Below are 12,343 nucleotides of genomic sequence, written 5' to 3'. Positions count from 1 at the left end.
ATTCACTCCTTGCTAGAGATGGCAGGTACTTTGAAAACATGACGCAAATAGGCGACAAAATTCGGGTCGGTGCAGTGGGTCTTGCCCGCTTCATCGGAGATCTTCGCGACGGGCTGGCCATTGCAGGCGGTCATTTTAAGCACGATGCTCATCGGTTCCACCCCTGGAATATCGCAGGTCAGGTTGGTGCCGATGCCGAAGCTCACATTAATGCGACCACGCAGCGCGCGGAATATTTCCAAGGCCTTGGGCAACGACAGGCTGTCGGAGAACACCAGGGTCTTGCTCATCGGCTCGATGCCCAGTTTGTGGTAGTGGGCGATGGCTTTTTCGGCCCACTGCACCGGGTCGCCGGAGTCATGGCGCAGGCCATCGAACAGCTTGGCGAAGTACAAGTCGAAGTCGCCAAGGAAGGCGTCGGTGGTGATGCAATCGGTCAGGGCGATACCCAGCAGGCCACGGTATTCGCGGACCCAACAGTCGAGGGCGGCGATCTGGCTGTCGATCAGGCGCGGGCCGAGTTGCTGGTGGGCCATGATCCATTCATGGGCCATGGTGCCCAGTGGCTTCATATCGAACTCGCGGGCCAGGTGTACGTTGCTGGTGCCGACAAAACGCCCGGGGAAGTCATGCTTGAGCACGCTGACCACCTCTTCCTGCACGCGGTACGAGAAGCGTCGGCGCGTGCCGAAGTCGGCCACTTGCAGCTCGGACAGCTCATCGCTGCTGGCGTTGGCCGTCAGCCAGTCGAACTTGCGGTACAGCTGCTCGCGGGCCTGTTCGAGGATCACCGTCTGGTAACGGTAGCGGTTGCGCACTTCGCTGACGATCGCCAGCATCGGCACTTCAAACAGAATCACATGCAGCCACGGCCCGCGCAGGCGGATAAACAACTCGCCGTTCTCGATGCCGGTCTGCACATAGCGCAGGTTGAAGCGAAACAGCCCGAGAAAGCGCAAAAAGTCCGGCTTCATAAAGCTGATGCGTTCCAGGAACCCCAGTTGATCCGGGCTCAAGCTCAGCTCGGCGAGGCGCTCGATCTGGTAGCGGATCTCCGCCAGGTACGGGCGCAGGTCTTCGCTGTTGCGGCAACGAAACTCCCATTCAACTTCCACGTTGGGGTAGTTGTGCAGCACCGCCTGCATCATGGTCAGCTTGTAGAAGTCGGTGTCGAGCAAGTTCTGCACGATGCGATCGGCAAACACACTCTCGCTCATAACGGGAATCTCCAGACAGGTCGGCGATGGGGGCGGACCTTTACGCATAATTAAGGAAGAGGGCTAGTGGCGCATAGACGCGGGTAGGTTTGCCAGTGATTTTTTTCCAAGGCCACTGGCGCCATCGGGGGCAAGCCCCCTCCCACACTTGGAATGCGTTCCAGATGTGGGAGGGGCGGTGCGACGATTCGACTTGCTCCCGATAGCGATTTTCCAGGCGCTAAATAACCTGCTCCATCATCCACTTCACAAACTCCCGCACCTTGGGCACCTCCGCCGCGTGTTCCGGGAAGGCCAGGTAATAAGCGTCGTGGCTGGGCATTGCATGCTGCCAGGGGATCACCAGCTTGCCGTCGGCCAGTTCTTCTTCCACCAGAAAGCGCGGCAACAAGGCCACGCCGCAACCGACCTGCGCCGCACGAATGCACATATAAAAGGTGTCGAAACGCGGCCCGTGGTAGCTGTGTTCGGTGTGATAACCCTGGTCGGCAAACCAGTCGTGCCAGCCCTGGGGGCGCGAGGCGTTTTGCAGCAGCACCAGGTCGCTCAGTTGCGTGGGATCGGTGAACGGCTGCGCCGGCAGGCTTTCCGTGGCGCAGACCGGTACCAGCTCTTCGCTGAACAGTTTCAGGCTCTCGGTGCCGGGGCGCGAGCCCTGGCCGAAGTAGAAGGCCATGTCGGCCTTGCCTTGCAGCAGTTCGTCCGGCTCCTGTTCGTTGCACAGGTCCAGGTGGATCTGCGGGTGGCGCAGTCGCCAGCCCTTGAGGCGCGGCACCAGCCAGCGCGCGCCAAAGGTGTAGGGGGTGGACACGCGCAACACTTCGGTCTCGCCGCCATAGGAGCGCAGGTAGTGGGTGGACATCTCCACCTGCGTGAGGATCTTGCGTACTTCCACCAGGTACAGGTCACCTGCCGGAGTCATCTGCAAGCGGCGGCGTACGCGGCGGAACAGCAGGTGCTGGAGTAATTCCTCCAACTGCGCGACCTGTTTGCTCACTGCGCTTTGCGTGAGGTTCAGCTCCTCGGCGGCGCGGGTGAAGCTCAGGTGGCGGGTGGCGGCCTCGAAACACTGCAGCGCGGTGATCGAGGGCAAATGTCTTTTGTTCAGCACGGCATGCCTCTTTTTATTCTTTGCATGAATAAACGGAATGATATCTCGCCTAATCGTCGTTTGTTGGCAAGTCTTGGGCCAGCTACAAATAAGGCCTGGATCGCCGTGCGTGCCGCGGTGCGATTTTTTGTTCGAAGATTAAAGGAGTGACCCATGGTTGCAGCATTGCTTGATCGTCTCGGGGTAAACCCGGCGCTGTACCAGGCGGGTAAACAACCCGTGCATTCGCCCATTGATGGCAGCCGTATCGGCAGTGTGCACTGGGAAGGTGCCGCCGAGGTGGAGCAACAGGTCAGTCGCGCCGAGCATGCATTCGAGGCCTGGCGCAACGTGCCGGCACCCCGTCGCGGCGAGTTGGTGCGCCAGTTCGGCGATGTACTGCGCGAATACAAGGCCGATCTGGGCGAGCTGGTGTCCTGGGAAGCCGGCAAGATCACCCAGGAAGGCCTGGGTGAAGTGCAGGAAATGATCGACATCTGCGACTTCGCCGTGGGCCTGTCCCGCCAGTTGTACGGCTTGACCATCGCCTCCGAGCGCCCAGGCCACCATATGCGTGAAACCTGGCACCCGCTGGGCGTGGTCGGGGTGATCAGCGCCTTCAACTTCCCGGTGGCCGTGTGGGCGTGGAACACCACACTGGCGCTGGTGTGCGGCAACGCAGTGATCTGGAAACCGTCGGAAAAGACCCCGCTCACCGCCCTGGCGTGCCAGGCGCTGTTCGAGCGTGTGCTGAAGAATTTCAAGGATGCGCCGCAGTACCTGAGCCAGGTCATCATCGGCGGCCGCGATGCCGGCGCTGCGCTGGTGGATGACCCACGCGTGGCCCTGATCAGCGCCACCGGCAGCACCCGCATGGGCCGCGAAGTGGCGCCGAAAGTTGCCGCGCGGTTTGCCCGCAGCATCCTCGAGCTGGGCGGCAACAACGCCATGATCCTCGGCCCGAGCGCCGACCTGGACATGGCCGTGCGCGCCATCCTGTTCAGCGCCGTCGGCACCGCCGGCCAGCGCTGCACCACCCTGCGCCGCCTGATCGCCCACGAGTCGGTCAAGGAAGAAATCGTCACCCGCCTCAAGGCCGCCTATTCCAAAGTGCGCATCGGCCACCCGCTGGAGGGCAACCTGGTCGGCCCGCTGATCGACAAGCATGGCTTCGACGCTATGCAGGACGCCCTGGAGCAGGCCTTGAGTGAAGGCGGCAAGGTGTTCGGCGGCGAGCGCCAGTTGGAAGACAAGTTCCCCAACGCCTACTACGTGTCACCGGCCATTGTCGAAATGCCTGAGCAAAGCGATGTGGTGTGCACCGAAACCTTCGCGCCGATTCTGTATGTCGTCGGCTACAAGGACTTCGCCGAAGCCCTGCGCCTGAACAACGCCGTACCCCAAGGCCTGTCGTCGTGCATCTTCACCACTGACGTGCGCGAGGCCGAGCAATTCATGTCGGCGGTGGGCAGCGACTGCGGAATCGCCAACGTCAACATCGGCCCGAGCGGCGCGGAGATTGGCGGCGCGTTTGGCGGTGAGAAAGAGACCGGTGGCGGGCGCGAGTCGGGTTCGGATGCATGGCGCGGGTATATGCGCCGCCAGACCAATACCGTGAACTACTCGCTGGAGTTGCCACTGGCTCAAGGCATCACCTTCGACTGACCTCCTCAAGACGGAATGCGGTCAAGATTGTTGTTTGTTGGGTCTCACCGGAGTCTGGCAATGGCACTACGCGAAACATGTTTGTGGGAACACCTCACCCCTGGCCGGCCGGACCGTACCGCGCTCCAGGGCGAGGTCAAGGTGGATGTGTGCGTGATCGGCGCCGGCATCACCGGTTTGTCCGCCGCCATTCATTTGCTGGAACAGGGTAAAAGCGTCGCCGTGCTGGAGGCTCATCGCACCGGCCACGGTGGTTCGGGGCGCAACGTCGGGTTGGTGAATGCCGGCCTGTGGATCCCCCCGGACGAGATCGAAGCCGGTTTCGGCGAAACGGTGGGCAGCCAGCTCAACCGCATGCTCGGCGCGGCACCGTCGCTGGTGTTCAGCCTGATCGACAAATACACCATCGATTGCCAATTGCGTCGCGAGGGCACCTTGCACATGGCACATAACGCCCGTGGCGAGGCGGATTTGCGCAGTCGTGAAGAGCAGTGGAAGCGCCGTGGCGCGCCGGTGGAATTGCTCACCGGCCAGGCCTGCGAACACGCCACCGGCACCAAGAAAATCGCTGCCGCCTTGCTGGACCGGCGTGCCGGCACCTTGAACCCGATGGCCTACACCAGCGGTTTGGCGAATGCCGCCGTGGGACTTGGCGGCCAGTTGTTCGACCATTCGCCGGTCACCCGGTTGGAGCGCCAAGGTGCGAGCTGGTCAGTTCAGACCGCCAGCGGTTCGGTGCAGGCTGCACAAGTGGTCATCGCTTCCAACGCCTACACCGAAGGTGAGTGGACCGAGCTGCGACGCAATTTTTTCCCCGGCTACTACTACCAGGTCGCCTCCGCGCCGCTGACCGACGCCGCCGCCGAGCAGATTCTGCCCGGTGGCCAAGGCTCATGGGACACGCGCCAGGTACTGAGCAGCATCCGCCGCGATGCCGATGGTCGTCTGTTACTCGGCAGCCTGGGCAACGGCAACCAGAAACCGGCCTGGTTCCTCAAGGCGTGGGCTGATCGGGTGCAGCAACATTACTTCCCGTACCTCAAATCGGTGCAATGGGAGTTCACCTGGACCGGCTGCATCGCGTTCACCCCCGATCACCTGATGCGCCTGTTCGAGCCCGCCCCCGGCCTGGTGGCGGTAACCGGCTATAACGGGCGCGGCGTGACCACCGGCAGCGTGGTCGGCAAGGCGTTCGCCGACTATTTGTGTCACCAGGATCCCCAGGCGTTGCCGATTCCGTTTGCACCCATGCAACCGCTGGCCGGGGTTGGGCTGCGCAGTTGCCTGTATGAAGCCGGATTTTCGCTGTATCACGCCGGGCAATGCCTGAGGATCGTGATCTGATCAGCGAAATACCGCTCAGAAGCCTGCATTTTCTTAGCCGGCTACTAATCTGTATTGGTGCAGGTCGTAGCAGTTGCGCACTGTAAATGTGCAGTTCCGTTACGCAGGCTGTTACAGCTGTAGGAACTGTCGTTTATTGCTTTGGTTGCAGGTGCGACCCGTCAGGGTTGTACTTTTTCGGCCCATGGGTTGCACCTATTGATGCTAGAGGGTTGCACGTCCTGGCGAGCGGAGCCGAAACGCCTGCAATAACAATGACACCGTGTCTTTTTGAAGAATAAAAACGTAATGGCACGAGGCTTGCTCTGGGCTTTCAGTGAAAAGTTTGAACGCAAGTTGTCGTGCCAAAAATCAAAAATATCGGAGCACCACTCATGTCCCAGACGTTTTACAAGAAAGGTTTTCTGGCCCTCGCCGTTGCAGCGGCGCTGGGTGTTTCTACGTTTGTTCAAGCTGATGTGAAGATTGGCGTTGCGGGGCCGATGACCGGCGCCAACGCCTCGTTCGGTGAGCAGTACATGAAGGGTGCCCAGGCGGCAGCCGAGGTGATCAACAAGGCCGGTGGCATCAACGGCGAGAAAGTCGTGCTGGTGGCAGGCGACGACGCATGCGAACCCAAGCAGGCCGTGGCCGTGGCCAACCGCCTGGCTGACCAGGACAAAGTGATTGGCGTAGTCGGGCACTTCTGCTCGTCGAACACCATCCCGGCCTCCGAGGTCTACGACGAAGCGGGCATCATCGCGATCACCCCAGGTTCTACCAACCCACAAGTGACCGAACGCGGCCTGGGCGCCATGTTCCGTATGTGCGGGCGTGACGACCAGCAAGGCATCGTCGCCGGCGACTACATCGTCGACGTGCTCAAGGGCAAGAAAGTCGCCGTCATCAACGACAAGGACACCTACGGCAAAGGCCTGGCCGACGCCACCGCTGCCCAGTTGACCAAGCGCGGCGTCAAGCCTGTGCTGGAAGAAGGCCTGACCCGTGGCGAGAAAGACTTCAGTGCGCTGGTCACCAAGATCCGCTCCCTGGGCGCCGACGTCGTGTACTTCGGTGGCCTGCACCCGGAAGCCGGTCCATTGGTTCGCCAGATTCGTGAAGCGGGCCTGAAGGACGTCAAGTTCATGTCCGATGACGGCGTAGTGACCGATGAACTGGTGGCCACCGCCGGCGGCGCGCAATACGTCGATGGCGTGTACATGACCTTTGGCGCCGACCCGCGCCTGCTGCCGGACAGCAAGGCCGTGGTGGAAGAGTTCCGCAAGGCCGGCTACGAGCCTGAGGGCTACACCCTGTACGCCTACGCCTCGCTGCAGGCCCTGGCTGCCGGCTTCAACGGCGCCAAGTCCAACAAGGGCGAAGACGCGGCCAAATGGCTGAAAGCGCACCCGGTCAAAACCGTGATGGGCGAGAAGACCTGGGACGCGAAGGGCGACCTGAAAGTCTCCGACTACGTGGTTTACCAGTGGGATAAAGACGGCAAATACCACCAGCTGGAAAAGCAGAAGTAATCCATGTGGGAGGGGGCTTGCCCCCGATAGCGGTGGGTCAGTCAACAGTTGTTCAGCTGACCCACCGCATCGGGGGCAAGCCCCCTCCCACATTGGGACAGCGTTGTTATTGAGATCTGTCTTTTCCTCCAGAAGCGCCGCACACCGATTGGTGTGCAGGTGCTCACCGCGTGAGATTGCGTTATGGATGGTATTTTCCTGCAGCAACTGGTCAACGGCCTGACCCTCGGGTCGGTCTATGGCCTGATCGCCATCGGCTACACAATGGTCTATGGCATCATTGGCATGATCAACTTCGCCCACGGCGAGGTTTATATGATTTCCGCTTACCTCGCGGCGATCAGTCTGGCACTGCTGGCTTACTTCGGCATCGAATCCTTCCCGCTGCTCATTCTCGGCACCCTGATCTTCACCGTGGTCGTCACCGGCGTATACGGTTGGGTCATCGAACGGGTCGCCTACAAACCGCTGCGCAACTCCACCCGCCTGGCTCCGCTGATCAGCGCCATCGGCATCTCCCTGATCCTGCAGAACTACGCACAGATCGCCCAGGGCGCGAAACAACAAGGCATTCCAACCCTGCTGGCCGGCGCCTGGCGCGTCGACATCGGCAGCGGGTTCGTCCAACTCACGTACACCAAGGTCTTCATCCTCGTGGCGGCGTTTGCCGGCATGGCGTTGCTCACCTACATCATCAAGTACACCAAGCTCGGCCGCATGTGCCGCGCCACCCAGCAAGACCGCAAGATGGCCTCGATCCTGGGGATCAACACCGACCGCGTGATCTCCTACGTGTTTGTCATCGGTGCCGCCATGGCGGCCCTGGCCGGCGTGCTCATCACCCTCAACTACGGCACGTTCGACTTCTATGCCGGCTTCATCATCGGCATCAAGGCGTTTACCGCAGCGGTACTCGGCGGCATCGGTTCCCTGCCTGGGGCGATGCTGGGCGGGATCATCCTGGGTATTTCCGAGTCGTTGTTCTCGGGGTTGATCAACTCCGACTACAAAGACGTGTTCAGTTTCTCCCTGCTGGTGGTGATTCTGATTTTCCGTCCCCAGGGCCTGCTTGGTCGCCCACTCGTGGCTAAGGTGTAAACATGTCTGCTGCCAAACCCATCGATATCAAGAAAAGTGTGGTCGATACGGTCCTTGCCGGGCTGATTTCGTTGATCGTGTTCGGTCCGATCGTCGGCGTGGTCCTCGACGGCTACAGCTTCAACCTGGAACCGGCCCGTGTGGCTACCCTGGTCGCCATCGTGATGGCCGGGCGCTTTGCCCTTAGCCTGTTCCTGCAAACCCCCAAGGGCCTGAAGATTCTGCAGGGCTTCGAGAGCAGCGGCTCCGGCGTGCATGTACTGCCACCGGACTACAAGTCGCGGCTGCGCTGGATCATCCCGGCGCTGATCGTGATCGCCATCGTGTTCCCGATCTTCGCCAACAAGTACCTGCTGACCGTGGTGATCCTCGGGCTGATCTACGTATTGCTGGGCCTGGGCCTGAACATCGTGGTCGGCCTGGCCGGGCTGCTCGACCTGGGTTACGTGGCGTTCTACGCCATCGGTGCCTACGGCCTGGCGCTGGGTTATCAATACCTCGGCCTGGGCTTCTGGAGCGTGTTGCCGCTGGCAGCCATCGCAGCGGCTTTAGCGGGGTGCATACTCGGCTTCCCGGTGCTGCGAATGCACGGTGACTACCTGGCCATCGTGACCCTGGGCTTCGGTGAAATCATTCGCCTGGTGCTCAACAACTGGCTGTCGTTCACCGGCGGCCCCAACGGTATGCCGGTGCCTTCGCCGACCTTCCTGGGCCTGGAGTTCGGGCGCAAGGCCAAGGAGGGCGGGGTTCCGTTCCACGAGTTCTTCGGCATCGATTACAACCCCAACATCAAGTTCATGTTCATCTACATCGTGCTGTTCCTGGTGGTGCTGGCCGTGCTGTACATCAAGCACCGCCTGACCCGCATGCCGGTCGGCCGCGCCTGGGAAGCCTTGCGCGAAGATGAGATCGCCTGCCGCTCCATGGGCCTGAACCACGTGCTGGTCAAGCTCTCGGCCTTCACCATCGGCGCGTCCACTGCCGGTTTGGCCGGGGTGTTCTTCGCCAGCTACCAAGGCTTCGTCAACCCGTCGTCGTTCACCTTCTTCGAGTCGGCGCTGATCCTGGCCATCGTGGTACTGGGCGGCATGGGCTCGACGGTCGGCGTGGTGATCGCGGCGTTCGTGTTGACCGTCGCGCCTGAACTGCTGCGCAGCTTCAGCGAATACCGCGTGCTGCTGTTTGGCGTGCTGATGGTGGTGATGATGATCTGGCGACCGCGCGGCCTGATCCGGATCAGCCGCACCGGTGTGACACCGCGCAAGGGGGTAGCGCCATGAGCAAGGAAGTCGTCCTCTCCGTGGAACACCTGATGATGCACTTCGGTGGCATCAAGGCCTTGAGCGATGTGAGCCTCAAGGTCGAACGCAACTCGATCTTCGCCCTGATCGGCCCCAACGGCGCGGGCAAGACCACCGTGTTCAACTGCCTCACCGGCTTCTACAAAGCCAGCGGCGGCAAGATCGAACTGAACATCCGTGGCAAGCAGACCAATGTGATCCAGCTGCTCGGCGAGCGCTTCAAGGCCGTCGACTTCGTATCGCCGAAAAGCTTCTTGAGCCGGGTGTACTACAAGATGTTCGGCGGCACCCACCTGGTCAACCGCGCCGGTCTGGCCCGGACCTTCCAGAACATTCGCCTGTTCAAGGAAATGTCGGTGCTGGAAAACCTGCTGGTGGCCCAGCACATGTGGGTCAACCGCAACATGCTGGCGGGCATCCTCAACACCAAGGGCTACCGCAAGGCCGAAAGCGATGCCCTCGACCACGCGTTCTACTGGCTCGAAGTGGTGGACCTGGTGGACTGCGCCAACCGCCTGGCCGGTGAGCTTTCCTACGGCCAGCAGCGCCGCCTGGAAATCGCCCGCGCCATGTGCACCCGGCCGCAGATCATCTGCCTGGACGAACCGGCAGCGGGCCTCAACCCCCAGGAAACCGAAGCCCTCAGCGCGATGATTCGCCTGTTGCGCGACGAACACGACCTGACGGTGGTGCTGATCGAACACGACATGGGCATGGTGATGAGTATTTCCGACCACATTGTGGTGCTGGACCACGGCAACGTGATTGCCGAAGGCGGGCCGGAAGCGATCCGCAACGACCCGAAAGTGATTGCCGCCTACCTGGGCGCCGACGAAGAGGAGCTGGTATGAGTGCACCTATCCTCGAAATGAAGGACCTGGACGTGTTCTACGGCCCGATCCAGGCCCTGAAAAAAGTTTCGCTGCACATCAACGAAGGCGAAACCGTCAGCTTGATCGGCTCCAACGGCGCGGGTAAATCCACGCTGCTGATGTCGATCTTCGGCCAGCCACGGGCCGAGTCGGGGCAGATCCTCTACAACGGCGTCGACATTACCCACAAGTCGTCCCACTACATCGCCTCCAACGGCATTGCACAGTCGCCGGAAGGGCGGCGGGTGTTCCCCGACATGACCGTCGAGGAAAACCTGCTGATGGGCACCATCCCCATTGGCGACAAGTTCGCCCAGGACGATATGCAACGCATGTTCGAGCTGTTCCCACGGCTCAAGGAACGACGTAACCAGCGCGCCATGACCATGTCCGGTGGCGAGCAGCAAATGCTCGCCATCGCCCGCGCGCTGATGAGCCGACCCAAGCTGTTGCTGCTGGACGAACCGAGCCTGGGCCTGGCGCCGATTGTGGTGAAGCAGATCTTTTCCACCCTGCGCGAGCTGGCCTCCACCGGGATGACCATCTTCCTGGTGGAGCAGAACGCCAACCATGCACTGCGTTTGTCGGATCGGGCGTATGTGATGGTCAACGGTGAGATTCGCCTTACCGGCACCGGCAAGGAGCTTTTGGTGAACGAGGAAGTGCGCAACGCTTACCTCGGTGGCCACTGATCCAAATAACGACGCAGTACCCCTGTGGGAGGGGGCAAGCCCCCTCCCACATTTGTTTTGTGTCGCCTGCAAGACCGATCCCAAATTGTGGAAAACAAATCCAGCCCCCCTCCAAAGCGCGACATATAGCCGCCGCAAATCCCTGTTTTGTCACACTTTTGACTTGTCCCCATCCACTGTGGAACCGGCTGTGGGTAACGTGGGAGTAGCTGGCTGAACCCCTTTAAAACCGTGGCTTTCAGCTGTGTGGTTGTTTTTTGATCAGTGGCTTTTTCGCGGCCGATCGAGGGGTTTGTCAACCTGTTTAAAGACACAGGTATATGACTGAAATATGTCCCGCCAGCCTGTGGATAAGTCTGTGACTAAACTCTGGAAAGACGGCCGCAGAGGCCGGAATGACTGGCCTGGAGCCATCGCTCGATTTGTCCCGCCGCCCCTGGGCCTACATACGCCTTCGTCCAGGTCAAGCAAAAAACTTTCTAAAATCGCCTGGAAGCCTTGTACACAGCGGCCTGAAGCGTTTTGCACTTGCCCCCAGAGACTGTGGGCGCAGCTGTGGATAACCTGCGCGCATATGGCTGCAAGCCACGGTTCATAAGGCTTTGCTCTGAATGATTAAAAAATGACCAGTCGTGCATGAAGTTCTGTGCATGGCGGTTGCCGCAACCGCGGCGTAAGGGCATTCTGCTGGCTGATTTTTTTCCCGATGCCCGCAAGGAGAACACCATGTCCAACACGCTGTTTATTACTGGCGCCACCTCAGGTTTCGGCGAAGCCTGCGCCCGCCGGTTTGCCGAGGCCGGCTGGAAACTGGTGCTTACCGGTCGTCGTGCCGAGCGTTTGAATGCGCTGGTCGAGGAGCTTTCCAAGCAGACCGAAGTGCACGGCCTGGTGGTGGACGTACGGGATCGCACAGGCATGGAAGAGGCGATCGCCAACCTGCCGCCATCGTTCGCCACCCTGCGCGGGCTGATCAACAACGCCGGCCTGGCCGTGGGCACCGACCCGGCGCCCAAGTGCAACCTCGACGACTGGGAAACCATGGTCGACACCAACATCAAAGGCCTGCTGACCACCACCAGCCTGCTGCTGCCGCGTTTGATCGCCCATGGCCGTGGCGCCGGGATCATCAACCTGGGCTCCATCGCCGGCAGCTACCCGTACCCGGGCAGCCATGTGTATGGCGGTTCCAAGGCGTTCGTGAAGCAGTTCTCCCTGAACCTGCGGTGTGACCTGCAGGGCACCGGCGTGCGTGTGACCAACATCGAGCCGGGCCTGTGCGAAAGCGAGTTCTCCCTGGTGCGCTTCGGCGGTGACCAGGCGCGCTACGACGCGACCTACGCCGGTGCCGAGCCGATCCAGCCGCAGGACATTGCCGACACCATCTTCTGGGTGCTGAACACGCCGGCGCACGTCAACATCAACCGCCTGGAACTGATGCCGGTGAGCCAGACCTGGGCGGGGTTTGCGATTGAGCGGGGGGCCAAGTAAGGCTCTAGACCGCGTTGCTGCCATCGGGGGCTTGGCGAATCGTCGCACCGCCCCGATGGCGT

Annotated in this window: 10 protein-coding genes; 8 read left to right on the top strand and 2 right to left on the bottom strand. The window is 61.1% G+C overall.

Annotated features, from left to right (window positions below):
• Positions 1-2: 2 nt before the first annotated feature.
• Both pncB and B9N88_RS12770 read right to left on the bottom strand, forming a co-directional pair.
• A complete protein-coding gene (gene pncB, locus B9N88_RS12775) occupies positions 3-1,217 on the bottom strand; it encodes a nicotinate phosphoribosyltransferase (protein WP_012721934.1) in 1,215 nt (404 codons plus the stop codon).
• A 220-nt stretch (positions 1,218-1,437) separates the two neighbouring features.
• Positions 1,438-2,328, bottom strand: a complete 891-nt coding sequence (locus tag B9N88_RS12770) for a LysR family transcriptional regulator (RefSeq protein WP_027607698.1) — start codon at positions 2,326-2,328, stop codon at positions 1,438-1,440.
• Positions 2,329-2,481: 153 nt separating this feature from the next.
• Here B9N88_RS12770 and B9N88_RS12765 point away from each other — a divergent pair, with 153 nt between their 5' ends.
• From B9N88_RS12765 to B9N88_RS12725, 8 genes are all read left to right on the top strand, one after another.
• On the top strand, positions 2,482-3,972 hold the full coding sequence (locus tag B9N88_RS12765) for an L-piperidine-6-carboxylate dehydrogenase (protein ID WP_027607699.1): 1,491 nt from the start codon (positions 2,482-2,484) through the stop codon (positions 3,970-3,972).
• 60 nt (positions 3,973-4,032) lie between these two features.
• Positions 4,033-5,316 carry an L-pipecolate oxidase gene (locus B9N88_RS12760; RefSeq protein ID WP_027607700.1) on the top strand — a complete coding sequence of 428 codons (1,284 nt, stop codon included), beginning with the start codon at positions 4,033-4,035 and terminating at the stop codon, positions 5,314-5,316.
• Between the two features lie 374 nt (positions 5,317-5,690).
• Positions 5,691-6,827 (top strand): branched-chain amino acid ABC transporter substrate-binding protein, encoded by a 1,137-nt coding sequence (locus tag B9N88_RS12755; RefSeq protein WP_027607701.1) that lies wholly within the window; start codon positions 5,691-5,693, stop codon positions 6,825-6,827.
• A gap of 183 nt (positions 6,828-7,010) precedes the next feature.
• Positions 7,011-7,925 (top strand): ABC transporter permease subunit, encoded by a 915-nt coding sequence (locus B9N88_RS12750; RefSeq protein ID WP_003236186.1) that lies wholly within the window; start codon positions 7,011-7,013, stop codon positions 7,923-7,925.
• Positions 7,926-7,927: 2 nt separating this feature from the next.
• Entirely contained in the window at positions 7,928-9,205 is a 1,278-nt protein-coding gene (livM, locus tag B9N88_RS12745) for a high-affinity branched-chain amino acid ABC transporter permease LivM (protein ID WP_027607702.1), read from the top strand.
• Positions 9,202-10,077, top strand: coding sequence for an ABC transporter ATP-binding protein (locus B9N88_RS12740; RefSeq protein ID WP_027607703.1), 876 nt, complete (start codon positions 9,202-9,204; stop codon positions 10,075-10,077). The genes livM and B9N88_RS12740 overlap by 4 nt, the downstream gene beginning before the upstream one ends.
• On the top strand, positions 10,074-10,790 hold the full coding sequence (locus B9N88_RS12735) for an ABC transporter ATP-binding protein (protein ID WP_027607704.1): 717 nt from the start codon (positions 10,074-10,076) through the stop codon (positions 10,788-10,790). Before B9N88_RS12740 ends, B9N88_RS12735 begins: the two co-directional genes overlap by 4 nt.
• Positions 10,791-11,516: 726 nt before the next feature.
• Entirely contained in the window at positions 11,517-12,281 is a 765-nt protein-coding gene (locus tag B9N88_RS12725; protein WP_027607705.1) for an SDR family oxidoreductase, read from the top strand.
• Positions 12,282-12,343 lie beyond the last annotated feature (62 nt).

This window comes from Pseudomonas sp. LAMO17WK12:I1 (assembly GCF_900177315.1).
GTDB classification, from domain to species: Bacteria; Pseudomonadota; Gammaproteobacteria; order Pseudomonadales; family Pseudomonadaceae; genus Aquipseudomonas; species Aquipseudomonas marginalis.
Note: the sequence above shows the minus strand (reverse complement) of the source record. Positions and strands in the feature narration are given on the sequence as shown.

What these genes read in the sequence shown, in the direction of transcription:
- pncB (WP_012721934.1), bottom strand. Translation starts at nt 1,217, where the DNA reads ATGAGCGAGAGTGTGTTTGCCGATCGCATCGTGCAGAACTTGCTCGAC.
- B9N88_RS12765 (WP_027607699.1), top strand. Translation starts at nt 2,482, where the DNA reads ATGGTTGCAGCATTGCTTGATCGTCTCGGGGTAAACCCGGCGCTGTAC.
- B9N88_RS12760 (WP_027607700.1), top strand. Translation starts at nt 4,033, where the DNA reads ATGGCACTACGCGAAACATGTTTGTGGGAACACCTCACCCCTGGCCGG.
- B9N88_RS12755 (WP_027607701.1), top strand. Translation starts at nt 5,691, where the DNA reads ATGTCCCAGACGTTTTACAAGAAAGGTTTTCTGGCCCTCGCCGTTGCA.
- B9N88_RS12750 (WP_003236186.1), top strand. Translation starts at nt 7,011, where the DNA reads ATGGATGGTATTTTCCTGCAGCAACTGGTCAACGGCCTGACCCTCGGG.
- livM (WP_027607702.1), top strand. Translation starts at nt 7,928, where the DNA reads ATGTCTGCTGCCAAACCCATCGATATCAAGAAAAGTGTGGTCGATACG.
- B9N88_RS12740 (WP_027607703.1), top strand. Translation starts at nt 9,202, where the DNA reads ATGAGCAAGGAAGTCGTCCTCTCCGTGGAACACCTGATGATGCACTTC.
- B9N88_RS12735 (WP_027607704.1), top strand. Translation starts at nt 10,074, where the DNA reads ATGAGTGCACCTATCCTCGAAATGAAGGACCTGGACGTGTTCTACGGC.
- B9N88_RS12725 (WP_027607705.1), top strand. Translation starts at nt 11,517, where the DNA reads ATGTCCAACACGCTGTTTATTACTGGCGCCACCTCAGGTTTCGGCGAA.